19 protein-coding genes and 1 tRNA gene are annotated in these 23,568 nt (G+C 45.5%); 13 read left to right on the top strand and 7 right to left on the bottom strand.

Annotated elements, in window-relative coordinates; all coding sequences use genetic code 11:
* The first annotated feature begins 3 nt into the window (after nucleotides 1-3).
* The 3 genes from tsaE (at nucleotide 4) to AAKU61_RS12615 (ending at nucleotide 2,255) form a co-directional block, all read left to right on the top strand.
* Nucleotides 4-489, top strand: coding sequence for a tRNA (adenosine(37)-N6)-threonylcarbamoyltransferase complex ATPase subunit type 1 TsaE (gene tsaE, locus AAKU61_RS12625; RefSeq protein WP_322119957.1), 486 nt, complete (start codon nucleotides 4-6; stop codon nucleotides 487-489).
* A complete protein-coding gene (locus tag AAKU61_RS12620; RefSeq protein ID WP_354332710.1) occupies nucleotides 453-1,877 on the top strand; it encodes an N-acetylmuramoyl-L-alanine amidase in 1,425 nt (474 codons plus the stop codon). Before tsaE ends, AAKU61_RS12620 begins: the two co-directional genes overlap by 37 nt.
* Nucleotides 1,878-1,985: 108 nt before the next feature.
* The gene (locus tag AAKU61_RS12615; protein ID WP_354332708.1) at nucleotides 1,986-2,255 is read left to right on the top strand and encodes a hypothetical protein; all 270 of its coding nucleotides are present in this window, start codon (nucleotides 1,986-1,988) and stop codon (nucleotides 2,253-2,255) included.
* An 85-nt stretch (nucleotides 2,256-2,340) separates the two neighbouring features.
* On the opposite strand, the gene AAKU61_RS12610 is transcribed toward AAKU61_RS12615, so the two are convergent.
* Nucleotides 2,341-2,985 carry a VTT domain-containing protein gene (locus tag AAKU61_RS12610; RefSeq protein WP_322119960.1) on the bottom strand — a complete coding sequence of 215 codons (645 nt, stop codon included), beginning with the start codon at nucleotides 2,983-2,985 and terminating at the stop codon, nucleotides 2,341-2,343.
* Between the two features lie 76 nt (nucleotides 2,986-3,061).
* Between AAKU61_RS12610 and mutL the strand changes: the two genes are divergently transcribed.
* From mutL to AAKU61_RS12595, 3 genes are all read left to right on the top strand, one after another.
* The gene (gene mutL, locus AAKU61_RS12605) at nucleotides 3,062-4,963 is read left to right on the top strand and encodes a DNA mismatch repair endonuclease MutL (protein WP_354332706.1); all 1,902 of its coding nucleotides are present in this window, start codon (nucleotides 3,062-3,064) and stop codon (nucleotides 4,961-4,963) included.
* Between the two features lie 40 nt (nucleotides 4,964-5,003).
* Nucleotides 5,004-5,942: a tRNA (adenosine(37)-N6)-dimethylallyltransferase MiaA gene (gene miaA, locus AAKU61_RS12600; protein WP_354332704.1), complete on the top strand. Its 939-nt coding sequence runs from the start codon at nucleotides 5,004-5,006 to the stop codon at nucleotides 5,940-5,942.
* Nucleotides 5,943-6,032: 90 nt separating this feature from the next.
* Nucleotides 6,033-6,109, top strand: a tRNA-Met gene (locus AAKU61_RS12595).
* Nucleotides 6,110-6,148: 39 nt separating this feature from the next.
* Here the strand turns inward: AAKU61_RS12595 and AAKU61_RS12590 are convergent.
* Genes AAKU61_RS12590 through AAKU61_RS12565 form a run of 6 tightly spaced genes read right to left on the bottom strand, consistent with a single transcriptional unit; the run spans nucleotide 6,149 to nucleotide 11,893 of the window.
* Nucleotides 6,149-7,150, bottom strand: coding sequence for a tyrosine-type recombinase/integrase (locus AAKU61_RS12590; RefSeq protein ID WP_354332766.1), 1,002 nt, complete (start codon nucleotides 7,148-7,150; stop codon nucleotides 6,149-6,151).
* Entirely contained in the window at nucleotides 7,036-7,368 is a 333-nt protein-coding gene (locus AAKU61_RS12585; protein ID WP_354332702.1) for a helix-turn-helix domain-containing protein, read from the bottom strand. Before AAKU61_RS12585 ends, AAKU61_RS12590 begins: the two co-directional genes overlap by 115 nt.
* Nucleotides 7,369-7,410: 42 nt before the next feature.
* The gene (mobF, locus tag AAKU61_RS12580) at nucleotides 7,411-9,999 is read right to left on the bottom strand and encodes a MobF family relaxase (RefSeq protein ID WP_354332700.1); all 2,589 of its coding nucleotides are present in this window, start codon (nucleotides 9,997-9,999) and stop codon (nucleotides 7,411-7,413) included.
* Nucleotides 10,000-11,232, bottom strand: coding sequence for a type IV secretion system DNA-binding domain-containing protein (locus AAKU61_RS12575; RefSeq protein WP_354332699.1), 1,233 nt, complete (start codon nucleotides 11,230-11,232; stop codon nucleotides 10,000-10,002). It abuts the gene before it with no gap.
* On the bottom strand, nucleotides 11,232-11,555 hold the full coding sequence (locus AAKU61_RS12570) for a hypothetical protein (RefSeq protein WP_354332697.1): 324 nt from the start codon (nucleotides 11,553-11,555) through the stop codon (nucleotides 11,232-11,234). The genes AAKU61_RS12575 and AAKU61_RS12570 overlap by 1 nt, the downstream gene beginning before the upstream one ends.
* Nucleotides 11,552-11,893: a hypothetical protein gene (locus AAKU61_RS12565; RefSeq protein WP_354332695.1), complete on the bottom strand. Its 342-nt coding sequence runs from the start codon at nucleotides 11,891-11,893 to the stop codon at nucleotides 11,552-11,554. The genes AAKU61_RS12570 and AAKU61_RS12565 overlap by 4 nt, the downstream gene beginning before the upstream one ends.
* A gap of 1,202 nt (nucleotides 11,894-13,095) precedes the next feature.
* Between AAKU61_RS12565 and AAKU61_RS12560 the strand changes: the two genes are divergently transcribed.
* From AAKU61_RS12560 to AAKU61_RS12530, 7 genes are all read left to right on the top strand, one after another.
* Nucleotides 13,096-14,652: a type I restriction-modification system subunit M gene (locus AAKU61_RS12560; protein ID WP_354332693.1), complete on the top strand. Its 1,557-nt coding sequence runs from the start codon at nucleotides 13,096-13,098 to the stop codon at nucleotides 14,650-14,652.
* On the top strand, nucleotides 14,636-15,877 hold the full coding sequence (locus AAKU61_RS12555) for a restriction endonuclease subunit S (RefSeq protein WP_354332691.1): 1,242 nt from the start codon (nucleotides 14,636-14,638) through the stop codon (nucleotides 15,875-15,877). Before AAKU61_RS12560 ends, AAKU61_RS12555 begins: the two co-directional genes overlap by 17 nt.
* 105 nt (nucleotides 15,878-15,982) lie before the next feature.
* Nucleotides 15,983-19,198, top strand: a complete 3,216-nt coding sequence (locus AAKU61_RS12550; protein WP_354332689.1) for a type I restriction endonuclease subunit R — start codon at nucleotides 15,983-15,985, stop codon at nucleotides 19,196-19,198.
* 121 nt (nucleotides 19,199-19,319) lie between these two features.
* Nucleotides 19,320-20,174 (top strand): phosphoribosyltransferase-like protein, encoded by an 855-nt coding sequence (locus AAKU61_RS12545; RefSeq protein ID WP_354332687.1) that lies wholly within the window; start codon nucleotides 19,320-19,322, stop codon nucleotides 20,172-20,174.
* A 1-nt stretch (nucleotide 20,175) separates the two neighbouring features.
* Nucleotides 20,176-20,475 carry a hypothetical protein gene (locus tag AAKU61_RS12540; protein WP_354332685.1) on the top strand — a complete coding sequence of 100 codons (300 nt, stop codon included), beginning with the start codon at nucleotides 20,176-20,178 and terminating at the stop codon, nucleotides 20,473-20,475.
* A 161-nt stretch (nucleotides 20,476-20,636) separates the two neighbouring features.
* Complete coding sequence (locus AAKU61_RS12535) at nucleotides 20,637-21,620, top strand: reverse transcriptase family protein (protein ID WP_354332683.1); 984 nt, start codon at nucleotides 20,637-20,639, stop codon at nucleotides 21,618-21,620.
* A gap of 541 nt (nucleotides 21,621-22,161) precedes the next feature.
* Nucleotides 22,162-23,427, top strand: coding sequence for a tyrosine-type recombinase/integrase (locus AAKU61_RS12530; RefSeq protein ID WP_354332681.1), 1,266 nt, complete (start codon nucleotides 22,162-22,164; stop codon nucleotides 23,425-23,427).
* Nucleotides 23,428-23,568 lie beyond the last annotated feature (141 nt).

Here is a 23,568-nt window from a genome sequence, read left to right as displayed (position 1 = left end):
CAAATGTCTCATTATAAAACGACCCTCGCGGATGAAGCGGCCACACAAGCTCTGGGCAAACGTCTGGCATTGCACCTGCAAGCCGGACTGAGTATTTATTTACACGGTGATCTGGGTGCAGGTAAAACCGCCCTGACCCGCGCCATGCTGCATGCAGCAGGACATCAGGGCCATGTCAAAAGTCCCACCTATAACCTGGTCGAAACTTACACCGTGCAATTGCATGGGCAAGCGGTGAATATTCTGCATTTTGATCTGTATCGGATGACTAGCCCAGAAGAATTTTTAGAAGCTGGCTTCCGCGAAGAATTCAATGACAGCACAATTTGTATAGTCGAATGGCCAGAAAAAGCCGATGGTATCTTGCCACCCGCCGATTTGAACATCTTTTTAAGCGTCGCAGGCGAGGGGCGTAAGGTAGAATTGCAAGCCTTGTCTGACAAAGGTAATGCATGTTTAGCAAAATTGAATTTCGCTCCCAATCTGTAAGCCAAAATGAGGCTTCAGTAGACGCAGCTGAGGTTATAACTAAAGGCGTAAAAACCCGGCGCACCTTCCTCAAGGCGGGGAGCACGCTACTCATTTCCATCACTGTTCCCAGTCTTATCCCGAATATTGCGCAGGCGGCCCAAATTTTGGCAGTACGCGTCTGGCCCGCTGACGACTATACCCGCGTCACGCTGGAAAATGACAGCGACTTAAAGACTAGCCATTTCATCGTCAAAAATCCAGAGCGTCTGGTCGTAGACATTGAAGGGATAGAACTGAACCCTACTCTCAAAGAATTAGTCGCAAAAATTCAATCTAACGACCCCTACATCAAACAAGTACGGGTAGGACAAAATCGCCCGAATGTCGTCAGGCTGGTGTTTGATCTGAAAGAAGAAGTCAATCCACAAGTATTTACGTTACAGCCAGTCGGCAATTACAAACATCGCTTAGTGTTTGATCTGTACCCATCCAACCCGCCCGATCCTATCGCTGTGATGATAGAAAAGGGCAACTGGAATACTGAACTACCAAAAGATCTGACTCCATCTAAACCCGATAGCCCGGGATTGAAACCCGAAATCAAGCCCGAATTAAAGTTTGGGAATAAACTAGAAAATAAACCTGATCCGGCAAACTCCGAGACAAATAAAGCACCAGAAAAAATTTCCGGCCTAACCCGTATGATCACGATCGCAATTGATCCAGGTCATGGTGGCGAGGACCCCGGTGCGATCGGGCGTGGCGGCAGCCGGGAAAAAGATGTCGTACTGTCGATTGCTAAGCGTTTAAAGGCCAAAATTGAGCAGCAACCCAATATGCGCGTGATGCTGACACGCGATGCGGATTTTTTTGTGCCGCTGAATATGCGGGTACAAAAAGCCCGGGCGGTGCAGGCCGATTTATTTATGTCGGTACATGCAGATGCGTTTGTTAATTCCAGCGCGCGCGGCTCTTCCGTATTTGCGCTATCAGAAAAAGGAGCCAGCTCCACTGCGGCACGCTGGATGGCAAACAAAGAAAATTCGGCAGATCTGATTGGCGGCGTGAATATTAAAACTCATGACAGACAACTGGCCAGCGTCTTATTGGACTTATCCACGACGGCGCAAATCAACGACAGCCTAAAGTTGGGTAAAGTCGTTCTGAATGAGATCAAAGGCATTAACGACTTACACAAAGGCTCGGTCGAACAGGCGGGCTTTGCGGTACTCAAAGCACCAGACATCCCCAGTATTCTGATCGAGACAGCATTTATCTCCAATCCGGAAGAAGAAGCTAAACTGACCGACGATGCTTATCAGGATCAAATGGCAGATGCGATTGTCAAAGGGATAAAAAAGTATTTTGCTAAGAACCCGCCGCTGGCGAAGAACAGATTGACTTAGTGTTGGATTAGTTTTAAACGTCAGACTGAATTTAAGCTGAAGAAATTTAAGCTGAAGAATCGTCGCTAACGGCAAGGATTTCAGCGTCTGAATCACAGCCAATACCGGATGCAATCCAGCGTCGTATTACTCGCTGGATTATTTTTTCTGCCTCCGTTTGCCAACTCAGCGGTACGCATTTTAAAACGTATCTCAGCCAACGCAAATAATCCCTTGGCTGCACCAGCAAACCGCAGCGATAAATTTTCTCAGTATCTTGCCACTGCAAAGCACGGCAAGCACCGTGCCGCTGCCATAAAAAAACCCTGGCCACTGGACAGGGTTCTGCTGTACAACACACACCACAACCATTACAAACTTGACCCAGCGCCGGCTTAACCGGCGCTTGCTGCTTAAGCCAAATAGTGTGCTGCGCTTTATTCATTCACTTTAGCCGAGGTCAACTTAGCTAGCCACTGAGAAATCACTTTTTCAAAAATCGCTTACCTAATTTCCAAAGAGCACCCAAAACAATAGGGAAAACAGCCGCACCAACACCGATTAATACAATCAAATTAAGGTGGTCACGGACAAAAGGAATATTCCCAAAAAAGTAACCGCTCAACACCACCGAGAATACCCAAAACAAAGCACCGATGACGTTGTATATCTGAAATGTTCTATGCGTCATGTCCGACACACCCGCCACAAATGGCGCAAACGTACGCACTAAGGGGATAAAGCGCGCCAGCACTACTGTTTTACCGCCATGCTTTTCATAAAATTCATGCGTTTTTTTGATGGCATTTCTATCTATCCACCGGAAATCTCGCTCTAACACTTTATGGCCGATTAAACTACCTATCCAATAATTTAAAGAGTTGCCACTAATCGATGCCGTGATGAGCAACACCATCAATAGCGCCAGATCCATGTCCCCGCGAGCGCAGAATGTGCCGGCAATAAACAAGAGCGAGTCGCCTGGCAAAAATGGAAAAATAACGAAGGCAGTTTCACAGAAAATGATCGCAAATAAAACCACATACACCAAGGTGCCATATTGCGCGATAAACAATCCTAATGATTTATCGACATGCAAAATCATGTCTAACAACTTTACAAAATCCATAAGTCTCCCGGGTAGAGGCGCAATCATACACCAACAGATCGCAGAATCTAGTACTTAGCACAGGTATAATCTGCGGATGAACGCGACACCAAATATATCCCCTGCATCCCCCTCACCCCGCCCTATTTTGGCGCTACCCGATCAACTGATATCGCAAATCGCTGCGGGTGAAGTTGTGGAGCGGCCATCGGCTGTGGTCAAAGAATTACTAGAAAACGCTCTGGATGCCGGCTCTACCAGCGTCCAGATCCGCTTAGAGGAAGGCGGCGTCAAACGGATAGCGATTAGCGACAATGGACGCGGGATTCCTGCCGACCAATTGCCACTTGCAGTAGCACGCCATGCCACCTCAAAAATTGCCTCGTTAACCGATCTGGAGAATGTGGCAACCCTGGGTTTTCGCGGTGAGGCACTTGCCTCGATTGCCTCGGTCGCCTTGTTGACATTAACGACTCGCACAGCAGAAGCGCCGCATGCCTGGCAAATTGAGAATGGCAAAATCTCACCCGCGTCTGGCGCGCAAGGGACGACTGTGGATGTGCAGGATTTGTATTACAACACGCCCGCACGCCGTAAGTTTCTTAAATCAGAACAGACAGAATTTGGTCATTGCGCCGAGATCGTCCGCAGAATTGCGCTGGCGCGTCCCGATGTGACATTTTCACTGTCGCATAATGGCAAAGCCGTTGATCACTGGAACATCAGCGCGATTGATAAACGCAGTGCCCATATTCTTGGCGACGCTTTCGCCAATGCCCGGCTGGCACTGGATGAGAGCGCAGGCCCTTTGCGCCTGCACGGCTTTGCAGGTCTGCCGACAGCTTCCAAAGCCAGAGCTGATGCCCAATATTTTTATGTCAATGGCCGCTTTGTCCGCGATAAATTATTAACCCATGCAGTACGCGCTGCGTATCAGGATGTATTGCACGGAGACCGCTACCCGTCTTATGTATTAGCGTTAGATTTAGACCCTGCACTTGTCGATGTCAACGTACACCCATCCAAAATTGAAGTCCGCTTCCGCGATGGCCGTGCTGTACATCAGTTTGTATTCCATGCTGTTAGTCGTGCATTGGCACAAACTTCGGCAACATCGTTTGGCACAGTGCCCGCCCCTGCCACTGCAATGGGATCAACTAATAACGGTAGCGGAAAAATCCCCTGGACGAGTGGCGAGCAAACATCATTTAGCCAACAATTTAGTCAGGAATTCAGCGCTAAGCCAAGAGAATTTAGTGGCTACGCTTTTGAGCCACAAAACAATCCGCAAGGCGGCGTTGCACAGACGACGCAAAGCTATGGGGCGCTGTTTGCACGCGATCTCAATCCTATGGGCGATGCGCTCACGCAGACAAACACTGCCAGCTTTGCGGGCAGCGAGTTACCCAATGATGAGCATCCGTTAGGCTTCGCACTGGCGCAGCTACATGGTGTTTATGTGCTGGCACAAAATAGCAAGGGTCTGGTGCTGGTGGATATGCATGCAGCACATGAGCGCATTTTGTACGAACAACTAAAAAATGCGCTGGATGAAAACAGTATGCCAGTACAACCGTTGCTCATCCCTATTACTTTTTATGCCGACGGGATTGAAGTCGGCACGGTGGAAGAGCATCAGGCGGTTTTACAATCATTGGGATTTGATATCGCCGCCATCTCGCCAACTACACTAGCGGTACGTGCTGTGCCAGCGCTACTCAAGAATGCTGACGCGCAATCACTGGCACGCGATGTATTACGTGAAGTCAGAGAATTTGGCGGATCACGAGTGCTAATTGACCGTCGCAACGAATTGCTCGGCACTCTGGCCTGCCACACCGCCGTGCGCGCCAATCGTAATCTGACGGTGATAGAAATGAATGCACTGCTACGCCAGATGGAACTCACTGAACGCGCCGATCAATGCAACCATGGTCGTCCAACCTGGGTACAGATGGGCTTGAATGACCTCGACAAAATGTTTTTGCGCGGTCAATAAAAAATGAACATAAGTTGAAAAATAAATTGAATAAAATAAATTGAATACCCGCCCCAAAGTCATCGCCATCATGGGCCCAACTGCGTCTGGCAAAACTGCCGCCGCGCTGGAAATCGCACGCCATATTCCATCAGAAATTATCTCCGTCGATTCCGCATTGGTATTCCGCGAAATGGATATCGGTACAGCAAAACCAAGCGCAGCAGAACTCGCCTCCGTACCGCATCACCTGATCAACATCATCGATCCCAGCGAAGCCTATTCGGTCGCCCAATTTTTAACCGATACCAAACGTTTAGTAGAAGATATCCACGCCCGAGGCAAATTACCGCTGCTAGTTGGCGGCACCATGATGTACTTCAAAGCACTGGTCAACGGCCTGGATGATCTGCCCGCGGCAAACCCGGCAATCCGAGCAGAACTGGATGCCGAAGCTGCACGCGACGGCACACCCGCATTGCACGCACGGCTCGCCGCACTAGACCCGATTACCGCCGCCCGATTAAAACCAAACGATACACAACGCATCCAACGCGCATTAGAAATCATCGCACTGACCGGCCAGGCAATGTCCTCATTACTAGCGCTACAACCCAAAAGCGAAATGCCATTTGACATGCTATCGCTGTCGCTAGAACCATCCGACCGGGCGGTTTTACATCAACGTATCGCCCGACGTTTCGACATCATACTGGAGCAAGGCTTTTTGGACGAAGTCCGCGCACTACGCCAGCGCGGCGACCTCAACCCAGACATGACATCCATGCGCTGCGTAGGTTACCGCCAAGCCTGGGAACATCTGGACGGCATCATCGACTACCCAGAACTACACGAACGCGGCATCATCGCCACCCGCCAGTTAGCCAAGCGCCAACTCACCTGGTTAAGGTCAATTCCAGAACGCATTGTGATTGATTGTCTAGGACAAAATCCGACAGCAGCCATACTAGAGCAAGCAATTTCTTATCAAAATTCCTAATCTAAAAAGCAAAACAGCCATCGCAACAGCGGAAAATCAGATTTTAATATTGACACCCCCAAGTCGAAATGGCATAATTTCGGGCTTCTTGGTGATATAGCTCAGTTGGTTAGAGCACAGCACTCATAATGCTGGGGTCGGTGGTTCAAGTCCACCTATCACCACCAGAATTCAAGGGCTTACAGCGATGTAAGCCCTTTTTGGTTCTAGGACTGTGCCGAATTTGTGCCGCTGAGCAAATCATCAACAACACGTGCATGCATTGTGAACTGCTCAGGAGCCAAATGTGCATACCGCCGCACCATCTCCGGTGACTCCCACGCCCCCATTTCCTGTATCACGTTAAGCGGAACACCTTGCTGGGTAAGCCAACTTGCCCAAGTGTGCCGCAAATCATGCCAGCGAAAATTATCAATTCCTGCACGTTTTAGAGCTGTACGCCACGCCTTAGTATTCACTTGAGTAATTGACTTTCCCTTATAAGTGAACACCGCTGTTGCGTGTTTACCAATTTGCTTAGTCAATACCTCAAGTGCCGTAGCGTTCAATGTGACATGAATCGGCTTTCCCCCTTTAGCCTGATCGCCATGAATCCACGCTACCCGCCGCGCAATATCCACCTGCGACCATTCCAACTTGGTGACGTTCGCTTTTCTTAGTCCCGTCGCCAGAGAAAACTTTGTCATATCTGCCAAGTGCTCAGGCAATTCATTCAAAAGTATGTTTGCCTGAACAGGAGTCAAATAGCGAATCCTCGTTTTCTGCACACGATATAGCTTAATAACTGGAGGTTTATCGATCCACTCCCAATCAAATGCTGCTTTACGTAAGATTGCTCGAACTAACGCAAGGAAACGATTTGCTGTTGAGGGACTTGTTTCCTTCGCCTTTATTTCCGCCACCTGTGCGATTAGATCCCGCGTCATATCGTCAAGCAACTTGCCTCTAAAATGTCGCTGGAACCAAGTAATTCTTGAAACGTCGTCAAGATGCGACTTCTTATACTGAGTCTCCATCAACCATTTGTAAGCAGCATCATCCCAAGTACGCTTTGGTTTATCCCCAAGGTTTTGGACTCGCCACGATTCCGCTTTTAGCTTGTCGTGCAGTTCTTGCGCCTCAGTCTTACTTTTTGTTGCAGCAGAGCGTCTAATTCGCTCTCCTGACGTCGTGGTAAAGTCGATCCACCACGTATTACCGCGTTTAATAAGTGACATTGTTCTTTCTCCTTTGTCGGGGTCACTTGCAACGCTTGCCGTGGATAAGCATAGTGTGAACGCACATATTCGGCAAGATCGTTTTCAAGGAATACCCATGATTTCCCTGGCTTAGCCCCAGGCAAATAGCCCAACTTTGCGCGTCGCCGCACTTCCTCCGGATGCATTTTAAGAAAGGCAGCAGCTTCTTCGAGATCGAGTGTACGCATACTGAAATTTTCTTAAGTTTAATATCGTTACTCATGCGGAGCTTAAAGCCCGAAATCCGCTTCAAGACTAGCTTTATCAATATCTAAGGCTGCATGTTTGCAGTCTTCTCGCCCCATAGATTCAGGTAAAAGCTCTTTATCATCTGTGTAGATTTTGACTTCAGAACGCGCCCGACTAATCGCCACGTAATAGGCACTCTCGTTTGCCGTGGTACTTTTGGTGTCCGCTTCAATTAATATCCGTTCGGCGGTCTGCCCTTGTGCCGCATGGATCGTCGTGCAATAACCATGATCGAGGTGTAAATAATTATTCCAATCAAGCGAGAGAATGCTGCCTTTTGCCGTCTCCACATTCACCACTTGCCTTTCGTGATCAATATCAATCACCTTAGCGCGATCACCATTAATGAATCCTTGAACACGATCATTGGAGGTGAAACGCACCTGATCCCCCACACTAAGCTCACGCACATTTTCTTGATACACATTGATGTTAGTCTGCAAGGCAGGACTCCATTGCACCCGCTCACCATCAGATCGTTCCAGAGTCACCTTTCCTTGTTCCGCCCCAACGACAAGGGCAAATTCGCCCCGCTGCAAACCAAGCGTTGTGTAATCTTTTCTGGCTTGCACCACATCGCCTGCTTGGTAAGACAGACTCATCCGTGATTGCGCTTGCGTCAAATCCTTGCGTGTTAGCGTGGCCACCTCCACCCCTTGATTCGTCAACCCTAACTCATGCCGCACATTGTCATTAATTGCCGTACGTGCCATGTGCGTGCCAGCCACCACCAAAGTCTCGGCGCGTTCGCGCGGCGCCAATGCCACATAGTCCTTGGCAATTTGGGTATAGCGGTCACGATCACTATCTATTTGCTGAACGTGTTTGTTGAGTACCGCCAGCGAGTGCTCAACATTGCCCTTGGAAGCCAATTCAACCGCGTGCTTTAACTGGGCATCGTTTTGTCGTTGAATCTCTCCCATTTCAATACGGGTAATACCAGCGTCCTGCAACTGCGCAAATGGACGACCTGCCTCCACCGCTTTCAATTGCTGCGTGTCGCCAATGAGTACAACACGTGCACCGCCAGCTTCTGCAGCATGCAATACCTGATGCATATCTTTGGCCGCAACCATTCCAGCTTCGTCTACCAATAAGATGGTCTTATCATTGAGTCCAGCGTGCGATTTAGCCTGAAATGCGCTCAAGGTCTGGCTCGAAATACCTGCTTTCATTAGCTCATGTGCAGCCGCTGCCGACGGTGCCAAGCCCTGCACGCGGTAACCCCGTGCTTCGGCCAGCGCCTTTGCTTCGCGTAGCATCGTGGTTTTACCAGTACCTGCAGATCCTTGAATCGCGACGACTCTTTCCTGCGTACTCAGTACCATCACAGCGGCGGCACGCTGGCCATCGTTCAAGGAAGTCGCGGCCAGTCGGTGTGTCGCTTGTTGCTCGCTCATGATCGACACCATCGCACCTCGGCCACGGGCGGCAACATTGAGCATGTCACGTTCGCGCTGCTGTGCGGCGTCTGAAGTGTAGCGCTTACCCGCAGTAATTAATTGACCGCTGTGCGTCTGACGGATTATTTCACCTTGGATCGCAGCCAGATTCGTGCGCCCTGTGCCATGTTCGAGCGCAGCCCGCACTAAGGTCGCTTGACTAACGATAGCTTGCCGTTCAGTGGTATGCGCAATCGCATAGCCAATCGCCCTCTGTGCAGCCGCGTCCCGTGTTTCCGCACTCGATGCCGTCAAAGTGAGATCTGGCTGGTAGTTGATACGATGCTCTCGACTTTTGTCCTGCCAGTGTTGGTGCAAGGCTTGATGATCCACCTCGGTTTTTTTATCACGAGTGGATAAATTGGCGACCTCCTTTTCTCGTGCAGTAGCTTGCTCTCGCGTCTTGCCTTTGGCAGTTAAGGCTGATTCAATCGCCTGACTCCGCGTGCTAAACACCTCGATTTGATTGGCATCAATATGCGCCAACTCAAACCGGCCGTCCGCATGCGTCAAACGTACTTCGTAGCCTAGATGTTGCACTTCCAAGGCCAGCTCCGTGCGATACATCGCGCCCATCAACATCTTTTGGTGATAGAAATCGGTTTGCTCTAACGCCCGCCATTCACCATCTGGCCTTTGCGTCGCGTTGAGTACCACGGCATGTGTGTGCAGATTGGGGTCTTGCGCCCGACTCAGATCGTGTCTGAAGGAGGCCATGATCAAATTGCCGCTCGCTTCACGTTGTGTCACACCATTTTCTGTAACGCGGTAGGCAGCTAATCCTTGTGCATACTCCAAGGTACGGGCGACTGCTGTTTCATGCGCATCGATGAGCCTGTGATCATCACCGACCAAGGCTTGCATCGACACGCTTTTGGGCGCACTGAAGGTGAAGTCCGTACCACCACGCCGCCCTTCCGCGGCATTGTGGATTCGACTGCCGTCAGGCATGTTACCGTCTAACAAATCTCGGAAAGTGGCGGCATCCACTTCGCCCTGCAAGCCTAAGCGTTGCGCGCCTTCACCTTGCCAACATGAGGGTGCGTGATCTTTGCTGTAGTAATCGTTGGTGTCTTCGTAGTAACTCGCAGCGGCTGTGCCGGTGGCGACTTTGGCTAAACTTAACATTTATTCCTCCATGGATTTTGTGATCTGCGGCAGATTGCGCGGCGTGACTTGAATGCGTCGGGTCGGCGTATCACCGGACAGCGCTAAAAAGGCAGAGAGGTTGGGCAACTCGGTAATCTGGCTGGCAATCGCAATACGCTCTGACACGCGCTGCAAACTGACACCCTTTGTGATACCGTTCGGCCCCTCACTACGTGAATGCTGTTGCCGATCCACTTCACGTTCACCCAAGGAACGAGAGAGCATTTCCGCCGTGTCCGGGTCGCTCTTGGCGACGGCAAACACGACTAAATTTCGGAAACAACTTCGCAGAACAATGGCCGATTCGCGTCCATAGGTGCGATCTAATTGCGCAGTCGATTGCAGTCCTGCGACCACGCATAAGCCATGTTTACGGCCTCTGGTTAACACACTTTCCAGTGAATTGAGTCTACCTAGCGCACCCAATTCATCGAGTATTAACCAGATACGCCGCTCGCGGTCGGCCGCCAAACTGAGTACCGCATTTGATACGATATCCGTCCACGTGCTGATCAATGGCATCAAGGCAGTTTGCATGTCTTCACGCCAGGTCAGATATAAATTGCCTCGGCCACTTTCCAACCAAGTACGCAAACTGAATTCACCCGGTTTTAAATATTTGTGTGGGTTAAGTTGGGTGGTCAGAATGAAGCGAGTCGATGCCAACGCCTTGACGGCATCTTTATCGAATAGGCCTTGCGCTGGTGTTCCAGCCAATAATGTGGCAAGTTCTTCGGCTTTGGCAATCGTCAACCAGTGCATCAGTTTTTCAGTATTACCATCGCCGCGCAGCATCAAGGCGCGCATCGTCTCTGCGCATAACACTTGGGCATAGTGGTGCCATTGTTTATCGCTGCCATGACCATCTGGCACCAACGAGCGTGCAAGGCGATCATAATCAAAGTCTTTGCGCACTTCATTAAAAACAGACCAGCCAGGACTGCGGCGATCGAACGGATTTAATACCGTGTCACCCGCTTGGGCGAAGCGACTAAGATGATACGCACTCGGATCGCAAACAATGACACGGTCATGGCGTGGAATGGCGATGCTTAAAATCTCATCCACTAAGGTTGTTTTGCCTGTGCCAGTTGAGCCTGCAAGCAAACAATGTAAATTTTCTGATTCTTTGGGGAGCGGTACACCACCCAGTGTGATCGCGTCACACTGGGTGGACGACCCGCCCAAGAAGCTCTTGAACAGGTCTTTCATTACATTTCTCCTTCGCCAAATCGTGCGCCGCGCCGGTGGACGTCACCACGCTTTTTCCACCATTTACTGACCAGAAGATAAAATACCGTCGTCGTTAATATACCGATCGCTAATGAGCCATAAAGAATTACCGCCGGCAATTTATTGTCAATTGTAGGAGACCAAGCTGCACGCAACCAAAACTGTAAATCATTGTTCGTCACGTGAATTTCAACTAACAGCACCCACAATGAAAGTGCGATTGCCTGCAGTAACGCCACCACGATAAATAGCAGCGTGCGTCGGAACCAAATTGCAAAATGGTCAATAATTGGATCGCTCATACTTTTTTCCTCGTTGGATAAAGACTGTTAAGTTGGTTAGCAACGCGACCCAGCACTTGGGCATTGCGTTCGGCGACTAATTCGCGGATGAGAAACAAGAGTTCGACCAACAAAGGTTCCAAGTCTGCGGTGGAATTTTGTGGCTCCGAAGTTGGTGCAATGCAGGCGAGTTTCGCGTCAATTTTTGCTAAAACATCTCCTTGCTCTAACGCTTGTTGATCGCGTTGTAAAACGCAACGAACGTGTTCGCTGATGGTTAAACCAGATAGATCTGCGGCGATTTTTAATGCCGTATATTCAGCGCCTGGCAGCCTTGCTCTTAAGTGTCTATCTTTCATATCCCCCCCTCAAGAATGAGCTTTCATGCGGGTTACCGCGTGTTCGAGGCGGCTTGGTGGTACGGTGTTGCAATGCGCGGCGCAGCGCGTATTGCTTCGGTGTGTAGTCTTCATGCTTTGCGCTTTTGATGTGCGCCTGTAAAACGGTCATATGACCCCCTTATCGTTAAATTTTCAAATGCAAAAAAAGAACAAAAGGCGGCCTTGTCGAGTACCAAGTCGAGGATTATTTTCATGGGTCGGCCGCCTGACTGCACCCATGCCAAGCACGAAGCTTGGAAATTTTTTGATGTGATTGAAGGCGCTTGTCGAGAACCGAAAGCCCTATTTGATATTTTCAGTACTCACCGCGAAAGCGGGCGTACTGACGATGGCAGCGCACGAAGGCACTGCATGATTTTAATGAGTTGAACTCAAAAACGAGGACGTGCGAAAACACATTCTTGTGTTGATTTTGGCGCGAGCCAATAAACGAATGGGACGTTTTTGTGATTTAAAAAGCCAAGCAAGCTAGCTTTTGTTGGGACGTGCATCGACCGAGGCCGTGCATTTTGATTTAAAAAACATTCAAAAATACTGGATGTTTTTCGTATGCTGCAAGAGGCAGCTCTTTTGAACGATGCCAGTTGCCTGACAAAACTATATTACTACATTTTTTACAAACTACGTAAAAAATGGGAATGATTTTATATTGCTGATTCTGTTTTCTGCCACAAATTCATGGCAGATGATCTCGTCTTGGTGAGCACATTATTGTGCGTTTAAAAAAGCTTGTCAAGCGCGTCGATTTTGGAATACAAATTGGCAGGGTATGGGGGCGCTTTAGCCCCCATGTAGACCACTGCGGTTGAGGCGAACTAACCTCTTTTGCGGCCGTTTTGGTCTCATTCCTGTTGGCCATATTCGCGCGGTGCTAAACAATATTTGGGTTCTTGCAGTTTTACAGACATCCAAAATTCACCGCAAATCTCAGTTAGCGTACAGTCGCTTGCGCAATGAAATTACACTCACTTTCATTTGTGGCGAGATGTCCATTGTTCTATTAACTATTTTGTGAATTAATAAACTGTTGTAAAGGCTTCATTGACCGAAAAAGTTAATTTGCACATTGATTCAAGATTGCCTAAAAATCAAGTTGCTTTGTATTAAAATCACACTTACGAAAAGATAAAATTTTTACTTAATCTAGGCACCAAAAAATCATGGCGAAAAAAGAAGTTAAACAAAAGAGCATAGAAGAAACGCTATGGGAATCCGCTAACAAGTTGCGCGGTAGTGTGGAACCTGCCGAATACAAGCACGTCGTTCTGGGGCTTATATTCCTGAAGTTTGCCAGCGATAAGTTTGAAGAGCACCGCAAATCTCTGATTGCGAAGGGGCAGGAAAAATACATTGAGATGGCTGAGTTCTACAATCAGGCGAATGTGTTTTTTTTAGATGAAGAAAGCCGCTGGAGCTATATCATCAAAAATGCCAAGCAAAACGATATTGCTTTAAAAATTGATACCGCGCTGCATCACATCGAGAAAAATAACAAAGCCCTCAAAGGCGCATTGCCCGACAATTATTTTTCTCGCTTGGGTTTAGATATCACCAAACTCGCCTCCCTGCTCGACACCATCAACGATATCGATACACTCAAAGACAAAGAGCAGGATATTGTCGGCCGCGTGTATGAATATTTCCTCTCTAAATTTGCGCTGGCGGAAGGCAAAGGCAAGGGAGAATTTTATACCCCTAAGAGTATCGTCAATCTCATCGCCGAAATGATCGAGCCTTACAAAGGCATCATTTACGATCCAGCATGCGGTTCAGGCGGCATGTTTGTACAGTCAATGAAATTTATTGAAAACCACCACGGCAACAAAAAAGAGATCTCAATCTACGGGCAGGAATACACCAACACGACGTACAAACTCGCCAAGATGAACCTCGCGATACGCGGCATCAGCGGCAACTTGGGTGAGAAAGCCGCTGACACGTTTGCCGACGATCAGCACAAAGACCTCAAAGCCGATTACATCATGGCCAATCCGCCTTTCAATCAAAAAGACTGGCGAGCGGAAAACGAACTTAGAGACGATCCGCGCTGGCGTGGTTACGAAGTACCACCCAAGAGCAATGCCAACTATGCGTGGATTCTCAACATGGTGAGCAAACTATCCGACAATGGCGTGGCTGGTTTTATCTTGGCTAATGGTGCGCTTAGTGGTGGTGGTGAAGAATACAAAATCCGCAGAAAGCTGATAGAAAATAATTTGGTGGAAGCGATTTTGGTGTTGCCACGAAATTTATTCTATACCACCGACATCAGCGTCACGCTATGGATTCTAAATAAAAACAAAAAATTCCAGAGCAAAAATATCGGTGATGAACAACGCAAATACCGTAATCGTGAAAGTGAAATCTTGTTTATGGATTTGCGTCAAATGGGTGTGCCATTTGAGAAGAAATTTACACAGTTTTCCGACGAAAATATTCGACAGATCGCCAGTACATATCATCAGTGGCAAAGTATAGCGATAGAAAACATTCCTGAGTTCTGCTACGCAGCCCAACTTGATGAAGTTATCAAGAAAGATTTTTCTCTCGTTCCCAGTAAATACATTGCATTTGTTAATCGAGATGAAAATATCAATTTCGATGAAAAAATGCTTGGCTTACAAAAGGAATTTGCAGAAATGCTCAAAGCCGAAATAAGTTCAAAAAATGACTTGCTGAGTGTATTTAAAGAGTTGGGCTATGAGATCAAACTTTAAGCCTTTAGGTAACTTCATTCGCGAGGTAGATATTCGCGACGTTGAAAAATCAGTCGATTTGCTTTTGGGCGTCAGCATTCAAAAGAAATTTATTCCCTCCATTGCCAATACTATTGGCACGGATATGTCGACTTACAAAATTATCAAAAAAAATCAATTTGCTTATGGACCAGTCACTTCGCGAAACGGTGACAAAATTTCCGTTGCCTTGCTCGAGGAAGTTGAGCGGGCGATTATTTCGCAGGCTTATTTTTCTTTCGAAATAATCGATTCTAACGAGCTCCTGTCAGAGTATTTAATGATGTGGTTTCGAAGGCCTGAGTTTGATCGGTATGCCAGATTCATGAGTCACGGTAGTGCACGTGAACTATTTGATTGGGAATCGATGCGTAACACTCTCTTGCCTGTGCCATCTATCGCTAAACAAAAAGAAATCGTCAAGGAATACAAAATCATCCAAAATCGCATTGTCCTGAATCAGAAACTAATACAAATGCTGGAAGAAACCGCGCAGGCGATCTACAAGGAATGGTTTGTGGATTTCGAATTTCCTGATGAAAACGGAAGACCATATAAAAGCAGTGGTGGCAAATTGGTGCCGAATAAGGAATTGGAAATCGAGGTCCCAGAAAAATGGAACGTAAATAAGCTTTCTGATTTTTGCGAAATTAAGGGAGGGAAAAGATTGCCAAAGGGGCAAGAATTAAATGATGAAAATTCAGGAAGGCCATATATTAAAGTTGCTGATATGAGCAATTCAAAATTTGTCGTTTTAAATGAAAAATTTCAATATGTTGACGATGAAACGCAAAAAACAATTTCACACTACGTTGTTTCGAACGGTGATGTCATAGTTTCAATCGTAGGAACAATTGGAATGATAAACGTAGTTGATGAGTCGCTAGATAAAGCAAATCTTACAGAGAATTGTGTAAGGCTGACAAATTTTGAGAATATTAATTCTGACTTCATCTACCACTACTTGTATTCATCAATTGGGCAGAGAGTAATTGAAATGAGAACAGTTGGCGGAGTTCAAGGTAAGTTGCCGCTATATAACATCCAATCGATTCCTATACTTACCCCGAATCCAGGAATTATGGAGAAATTTGAGAAAATCATAAGAAATATTAATGTTTTACTTAGAAATTATTCAAACTTCAATTGCAAGTTAACTGATTTGAATGATGTCCTTCTCTCAAAAATCGCAACCATAGAAAACTAGACCTATGAACAACAGCTACATCCTTTTTTATCAGAATCAAGACGGTAAGATAAAGATTGAAGGGCTGCTTGTGTGCGGCATCAAAAAAATAGGAACATACCGCACATGAAATTCACAGAGGAAAAATTAGAAAAGGCTTTTATTGATTTGCTGGAAGTTGAAAAGTTTCCGCATCAGCTGGGTAATAGTGTCAGCCGAGCGTTGGATGAGGTGTTGATTGAGGAAGATTTACTTAGTTACTTAACTAGCAAATACGCCGATCAACAACTCACTGTGACGGAAGCCAAATCGATTCTTCTACAACTAAAAAGTTTGCCTGCCAGTGATTTGTATGAAAGTAATAAAACTATACTTCGTTGGTTGAGTGATGGTTTTATTTTGAAGCGGGAAGATCGCAATCAAAAAGATATCCATATTGAGCTGATTGATTACAATGGTTTAGAAACGCAACTTTCTGCACCGGATTTAGATACAGTAAATGTCGCGCAAGATTTGACTGAATACAAAGCCGATTTTAATATCTATAAGTTCGTCAATCAGTTAGAAATTCTTGGTTCAGAAAAACGTATCCCAGACGGCATTATTTACATCAATGGGCTTCCGTTGGTGGTATTCGAATTCAAAAGTGCAATACGTGAAGAAGCAACTATTTTCGATGCTTTTAACCAGTTGACCGTGCGATATCGTCGGGATATCCCTGAGCTATTTAAATACAATGCGTTTTGTGTAATTAGCGACGGAGTCAATAATAAAGCAGGGTCATTTTTTGCACCTTATGATTTTTTCTATGCGTGGCGTCGGGTTGCTGGTTTAGCCAAAGACGTAGATGGTATTGATAGCATGTACACCTTAGTGCAAGGCATGCTCAATCAGAACCGATTGCGCGATATTATCCGCAATTTCATTTACATTCCCGACTCTTCTAAAAAGAATGAAAAAATCGTTTGTCGCTATCCTCAGTATTACGCCGCCAAACGCTTGTTCGACTATATCAAGTTAGCGCAAAAACCAGAAGGCGATGGTAAAGGCGGCACATATTTCGGCGCTACCGGCTGCGGTAAAAGTTTTACGATGCTTTACCTTGCTCGGCTGCTGATGAAGAGTGAGCATTTTGCTAGCCCCACGATTGTGATGATTACTGATCGCACTGATTTGGATGATCAATTAGCGGGTGAGTTCACCAACGCTAAGAAATTTATTGGCGATAGTACGATCGTTAGTGTGGAGAGCCGCGCCAAGCTACGTGAATTGATTCAGGGGCGCCAAAGCGGTGGCGTGTTTTTGACGACTATCCATAAATTCACCGAAGATGCGCAATTACTCACTGACAGAAATAATGTGATTTGTATTTCAGATGAGGCGCATCGTAGTCAGATTAATTTAGACCAAAAAGTAAAAATCACTGAAAAAGGCGTGACTAAAACGTTTGGCTTCGCCAAGTACCTGCATGATTCTTTACCAAATGCGACTTTCGTTGGATTTACTGGAACACCTATCGATGCCACATTGGATGTGTTCGGCAAAGTTGTCGATGCCTATACCATGACTGAATCGGTCAAAGATGAGATCACAGTCAGAATTGTGTACGAGGGCCGAGCCGCTAAAGTCGCGTTGAATAATACTGAATTAGAGAAGATCGAGACGTATTACCAAGAAGCCGCGGATGCTGGTGCGAATCAATATCAAATTGAACAAAGCAAAGATGAATCGGCGAAGATGGACGCCATATTGGGTGATCCAAAACGACTGCAGGCTGTTGCAGAGGACTTTGTGGCACATTATGAAAATAGGGTGTCAGAAGGTGCGACTGTAAAAGGCAAGGCAATGTTTGTTTGTAGTAGCCGCGAAATTGCCTACGATCTCTACAAAAGGATTATTGCCTTACGCCCTGAGTGGGACGAAATCAAAGTTGCTGCAGACGGTGTTGAATTAACGGAGGAAGAAAAACAAAAAATCAAACCAATGGAGCGGATCAAGATGATCATGACCAGAGGTAAAGATGACGATGAAACTCTTTATAAATTACTTGGGACTTCCGACTACCGAAAGACGCTCGACGCTGAATTTAAGAACGAAAATTCAAACTTCAAAATCGCCATTGTTGTTGATATGTGGTTGACTGGTTTTGATGTTCCGTTCTTGGACAGTATCTATATCGATAAGCCAATTAAGCAGCACAATCTCATTCAGACAATTTCAAGGGTAAACCGTAAATTTGAAGGCAAAAACAAAGGCCTGGTTGTCGATTATATTGGCATCAAAAAACAAATGAATTTGGCTCTTGCCACATACGGTAAAGGCGACAAAGATAATTTTGAGGATATTGCAGAGTCCTTAATCATCGTTAGAAATCACTTGGATCTTTTGTCGAAACTCTTTCACAAGTTTGACAGCATAAAATATTTCAGTGGCACTGAACTTCAGCAATTAAATACCTTGAATTTGGCGGCGGAGTTTGCACAACAAACCAAAGATATCGAAACCCGATTTATGGGCTTGGTGAAGCGTTTGAAGGCAGCCTATGATATCTGCGCAGGCAGCGAAAAATTAACTCAGATTGAGCGTGATACTACCCATTTCTACCTTGCAGTGCGGTCAATCGTGTTCAAACTGACTAAGGGCAATGCACCTGATACTGCGCAGATGAATGCCAAAGTGAGAGAAATGATCAAAGACGCCTTGCAAAGTGACGGTGTGCAAGAAATCTTTAAGCTAGGCGATGACAATGAAACTGAACAAGACCTATTTGACGAAAATTACTTGGCAAAGATTGATAAAATCAAATTACCAAATACGAAGATCAAGTTGCTTCAACAATTGCTTGCAAAAGTTATTGGAGAAATGAAAAAGGTCAATAAGGTTAAGGGCACTGACTTCTCAAAGAAAATGCAGGCTCTCGTCGAGAAATATAATGAACGTGATGAAAGTGATATTTTACGTAGTGAAGTCTATGAAGAAATGGCGGAACAACTTACCAACTTGATCCTGGAAGTGCACAAGGAATTTGCGGCAGGTGATAGCTTAGGAATTAATTTTGAGGAAAAGGCGTTTTACGACATTCTCAAAGAACTCTGCGCGAAGTATGACTTCAGATACCCAGAAGACCGACTAATTGAATTGGCGAAAGCAGTCAAAGATCTAGTTGATGGTCAAGCTAAGTTCCCTGATTGGAACAAGCGAGATGACATCAAGTCCGCTTTAAAAGTTGGGCTGATTCTATTGCTTGATGAGTTTGGCTACCCGCCTGTCGAGCGAGATGAGGTGTATGTTGAAATTTTTGAGCAGGCAGAGAATTTTAAAAAAAATCAAATCTTAAATTAAGTTGTTTTAATTTACTCGATGAACTTGAGTGTTTTTTTGGATGAGTTCAAAATAATAAATTACTGCCAGCAATGTTGTTAATATGTATAAATACGTATATCGATTAAATTGAGATGAACTAATGTCCATAGTTGCAGAAAAGATTTCAGCAGACTTGCTGTATGACATGATTGAACTGTTTGATGCCCAGCCTTGGGTAAAACATCAACACGAAGAGATTGCAGCTTTGTGGAATATTTGTGAAACCAGAGAACAACAAGAGCTTCTGAAGCTATTGATCAAGAAGTTTGTTATTTTTGATGCAGCGAAAGAGAGAGATGCTTGTGCAGCGATTGAGGGAAAGTTCCAACAATGGGGGTTAGTACCACAGTCAACTTGGGTCGTCGCTTTGGCAAATGCACGTGAACCAGATGGCTCTCAGGTGGTATTGCAAAGATTGAAAAATAAGATAGAACCGATTGATAAATGGCATTCGCGGTTTATTTCCAATATACCGAACGCTGTGGAAAAGATTTCGAAGAATCAATCAGTCGTATTATTAGACGATTTTATTGGTTCTGGTCAAAAGTTCATTAAACACATGAATTGGCTCAAACGATTATTGACTGACGAAATTGCCGAGAGTACAAAATTTTATTGTGTTAGTTATTCTGGAATGCAATTTGGTATCGATTCTCTATCTGCTACTACTGGGTGCGAAATTTTTTCGTTTCTCCCGATGAAAAAAGCTATATCCGAAGAGTTTGATTCAGATACAAGTGAGAAATATCGACAAATAATGATCGCTATTGAAAGCAAACTTGCACCAAAGTATAAGAATAAATCACTCACTGATTTTACTTTGGGATTTAATTCTAGTGAGTCACTCTATTGTGCAGAAAGTGATAATTGTCCTAACAATGTTTTCCCCGTTTTTTGGTGGGCGAAACTTGTAGATAATGTGCCATTTAGAACCCTTCTAAAACGGGCAGGATAAAATGTCTGAGGATGAAAAAATTGCGATCAAAGAATTTGTTTCTGTCCTTAAAGATAGAAAGTGGCATAATTTATATGAGCTTCACACAACTTATAACCTTTCGCCAATTTTAATATTTAGCTCGATGGTATTTCTATTGGAGCAAAATATTATTGTTAGAGATGGAAAATTTGTTTGTTTGTCGGAAAATTTAGATAACGAAAAATTGTCCTTATTAAATCTAATCTCAAAAACGAAAAGGCCTGTAACTCTTTGCACCTACACTAGAAATTTCTTGCCCCGTTGGCAACATCGTGTATAATTTTTTTGCTGGGGTCTCCCATTAGCAATCGAAGGTGTATTCGCCTTCATCAATAAGGCTGCTTTTAGCCAGTAATTAAAATTAACTGTGACTGCTTCAAAAGGCGCGAAGCAGCCACAGTTCAATATTATTCACTGACGTGAATACTATTGATATGAAAAATGAGAGCTCGTAATGGTTGGTCCCAGCCTATACTATCAATGGAAAACTTCGCCTGTCTACTATCATATTTTGAAATTGATGATCCTTTCTTCCCGTCGCTCATTGGTTCGATTCTTGCTGCCCCTGAAAAATACTATCGTTCGTTTCTGATACCGAAAAGGAAAGGCGGGCAGAGACGTATCACATGCCCATATCCCTCCCTCGGATCTATTCAAAAAGTTATCTTTCAAAAGACGTTAAGGTCACAGGAAGTGCACTTTGCATCTTACGCGTTTTCTAAAAATAGGAATGCGATCATGCACGCCTCGAATCATTTGAACGGTGAAGAACTATTAACGGTGGATATCAAAGATTTTTTTTCAAACATTACCAGGCAAATGGTTTTCGGAGTTTTTCATTCGATCGATGAAACGAGGCAAATAGCAAACTTCCTTTCACACATTTGTTGTCTAAATGGGGCGATTCCTCAAGGAGCCTGTACAAGTCCTGCACTCAGTAACTTAATCTTTAGAAGATTTGATTATCGATTCTCTCAGTTAGCAGATCGTTTGAATTTAAGATACTCGCGCTATGCGGATGATTTAGCTTTTTCTGGTAATAGAGTACCAAGAGACCTGCCAAGCTTGATTTCTAAAATTTTGTCTGACAAAAATTTCCAATTAAATCCAGAAAAAATTAGACTAAAAATTAAGCGCTCAAAGAAAATTGTTACTGGTGTTTCCATTTCAAGCGGTGTTATGAAAGCGCCAAAAGAATTTAAGAGAGCATTAAGGGCTCAGATCTACGAACTTGAGAAGAATGTGGATAATGTGTCGAGAGCGCCCATATTTGATCCTTTCATTTATGAGCGAGTATTGGGTCGACTAAATTATGTTTTACAGATTGAGCCCGATAATGAGTATGCAAATAAAAAGAAAAAAATCATTTCGGAACAACACCAAAATTTTCTAAAGTTAGCTTTTCTCTCTGCCAAGCAAGGTTGATAGTACTTTGATACTTTAAGCAAGAATATCTTGAGCTCGATCGACCATCTATATCAGTCAGTGTGAAAATATTGGATGTTTTATGAAAATTGGCATTCTGAAAATCTTTCGCAATTTAGATTAGATCCAAACTACGGACTAATCTACAGGAAAGCTGACACGTTGATACTTAACAAAAATAGACCACGGTTTATAGTAATGATTACTGTGCCGTATTTGTGTCGTAGATAGAGGGTCCATAAATTTACTGCCCTTGTGTGAGATTGGGAATGAAAGTTGGCAAGCATCGTAAGTAACTGATTATTCAAAATATTTAAAAAGTCGTTTGGGACTCATAATGCTGGGGTCGGTGGTTCAAGTCCACCTATCACCACCAGATTACCGTTTTTGATCATCCAAAGACGTATGAAAAAGCCTCTCTAGCCTAGTGCTACAGGGGCTTTTTTGTTCTCTAAGCGTTTTTAACGTCCATTGACATCCAATTCTTTTGACAGTATGTTTGGCACAAGTTCTCATACTGTCAAAACAAGGTACTGTCAAAATGCCCAAACTAGCCACTCCCCTCCTTGATATTCAAGTTCGCAATGCCAAAGGCAAGGAAAAAGACTATCGTTTATCCGATGGTGGCGGTATGTACTTGCTGGTCAATACAGACGGTGCAAGGTATTGGCGCATGGATTACCGCCTAAATGGAAGGCGCAACACTCTAGCCTTTGGCAAATATGATGACGTGTCATTAAAACAAGCCAGAGAACAGCGTGATGCAGCGCGGGAGCTAATCGCCAAAGGATTAGACCCAGCACAAGCAAAACGGGTAGAGAAAGCCACAGCGGCAATTTCAGCGGCAAATACCTTTGAAACAATCGCCCGCGAATGGCACGCCAACAAACTAGAGTCTTGGCAAACCCGCACCGCCACCAACGTCTTGCACCGATTAGAAAAAGACGTTTTCCCGTTGATCGGCAAATATCCTATTGCTGAGATCAAAGCGCCTGTCATGCTGGATGTACTGCGACAGATTGAAAAACGGGGTGCGGTAGATATGGCAAAGCGCCAAGGGCAAGTATGCGGGCAGATATTCCGCTATGCCATTGCGACAGGTAGAGCCGAAACCGACCCAGTGCCACACCTACGGGGCGCACTCAAAGCCACTGCCAAGGGCCATCACGCTGCCATCACACCAGACGAGCTACCCGACTTTATCCGCGCCTTTGAAGCGATCAAGGGCAGAATGTACCCGCCTACCAGAGTCATGTTTCGATTGATGATGCTTACCTTCGTGCGTACTAGCGAACTGACCACGACAGAATGGGCAGAGATCGACCTTGAAAATGAAAGCTGGGTAATTCCATGGCAGCGCATGAAGATGGGCAAAAAGAAGCTCAATCCGCGCAAGGTAGATCACCATGTTTTTTTACCGCGCCAAGGTTGGGCATTATTGCGCGATCTTCACCAATACACGGGCGGGGGAAAATTCCTCTTTCCTAATCTGCGAGATCACGAAGTGGCAGCGACCAACTGGGGCATCTTGGCAGCGGTGAAGCGCATGGGCTACAGCGGCAAAATGACAGGACACGGCTTTAGATCATTAGCCATGGGCGTGATTAAAGAGCGTCTAGGCTATCGCCACGAGGTTATTGATCGTCAACTATCCCATGCGTCCGGTGACACCTACGGCGAAGCCTACGACCGCGCTATGTTCCTTGATGAGAGAAAAGTGATGATGCAGAACTATGCCGATTATTTGGACAATGCAACGGGCGGCAAAGTCATTGCGGGTAAGTTTGGCATGGCGGCTGCTAGATGATCGGCTGGCGCTTATTCTTAATCCTGCTGATAATGTGATTACGATGGAGGTTCTTGCAAAACGAAACACCGGAGAGTAATTTTATTGCGAGAAGCGCAAAATAGATGAGAAAGGAGCGGCCATTTCTGGCAAGATGAAAGT

It is taken from the genome of Undibacterium sp. GrIS 1.2 (assembly GCF_040544435.1).
Taxonomy (GTDB): Bacteria; Pseudomonadota; Gammaproteobacteria; order Burkholderiales; family Burkholderiaceae_D; genus Undibacterium.
Note: the sequence above shows the minus strand (reverse complement) of the source record. Positions and strands in the feature narration are given on the sequence as shown.

Excerpts from the sequence above, each read along its gene's own strand:
- AAKU61_RS12565 (WP_354332695.1), bottom strand. The coding sequence starts at position 11,893 with ATGAAAGATAGACACTTAAGAGCAAGGCTGCCAGGCGCTGAATATACG.
- AAKU61_RS12540 (WP_354332685.1), top strand. The coding sequence starts at position 20,176 with ATGTCTGAGGATGAAAAAATTGCGATCAAAGAATTTGTTTCTGTCCTT.
- AAKU61_RS12575 (WP_354332699.1), bottom strand. The coding sequence starts at position 11,232 with ATGAAAGACCTGTTCAAGAGCTTCTTGGGCGGGTCGTCCACCCAGTGT.
- AAKU61_RS12610 (WP_322119960.1), bottom strand. The coding sequence starts at position 2,985 with ATGGATTTTGTAAAGTTGTTAGACATGATTTTGCATGTCGATAAATCA.
- AAKU61_RS12620 (WP_354332710.1), top strand. The coding sequence starts at position 453 with ATGTTTAGCAAAATTGAATTTCGCTCCCAATCTGTAAGCCAAAATGAG.
- AAKU61_RS12545 (WP_354332687.1), top strand. The coding sequence starts at position 19,320 with ATGTCCATAGTTGCAGAAAAGATTTCAGCAGACTTGCTGTATGACATG.
- AAKU61_RS12615 (WP_354332708.1), top strand. The coding sequence starts at position 1,986 with ATGCAATCCAGCGTCGTATTACTCGCTGGATTATTTTTTCTGCCTCCG.
- AAKU61_RS12560 (WP_354332693.1), top strand. The coding sequence starts at position 13,096 with ATGGCGAAAAAAGAAGTTAAACAAAAGAGCATAGAAGAAACGCTATGG.
- tsaE (WP_322119957.1), top strand. The coding sequence starts at position 4 with ATGTCTCATTATAAAACGACCCTCGCGGATGAAGCGGCCACACAAGCT.
- AAKU61_RS12530 (WP_354332681.1), top strand. The coding sequence starts at position 22,162 with ATGCCCAAACTAGCCACTCCCCTCCTTGATATTCAAGTTCGCAATGCC.
- AAKU61_RS12570 (WP_354332697.1), bottom strand. The coding sequence starts at position 11,555 with ATGAGCGATCCAATTATTGACCATTTTGCAATTTGGTTCCGACGCACG.
- mobF (WP_354332700.1), bottom strand. The coding sequence starts at position 9,999 with ATGTTAAGTTTAGCCAAAGTCGCCACCGGCACAGCCGCTGCGAGTTAC.
- AAKU61_RS12550 (WP_354332689.1), top strand. The coding sequence starts at position 15,983 with ATGAAATTCACAGAGGAAAAATTAGAAAAGGCTTTTATTGATTTGCTG.
- AAKU61_RS12535 (WP_354332683.1), top strand. The coding sequence starts at position 20,637 with ATGAGAGCTCGTAATGGTTGGTCCCAGCCTATACTATCAATGGAAAAC.
- AAKU61_RS12555 (WP_354332691.1), top strand. The coding sequence starts at position 14,636 with ATGAGATCAAACTTTAAGCCTTTAGGTAACTTCATTCGCGAGGTAGAT.
- AAKU61_RS12585 (WP_354332702.1), bottom strand. The coding sequence starts at position 7,368 with ATGCGTACACTCGATCTCGAAGAAGCTGCTGCCTTTCTTAAAATGCAT.
- mutL (WP_354332706.1), top strand. The coding sequence starts at position 3,062 with ATGAACGCGACACCAAATATATCCCCTGCATCCCCCTCACCCCGCCCT.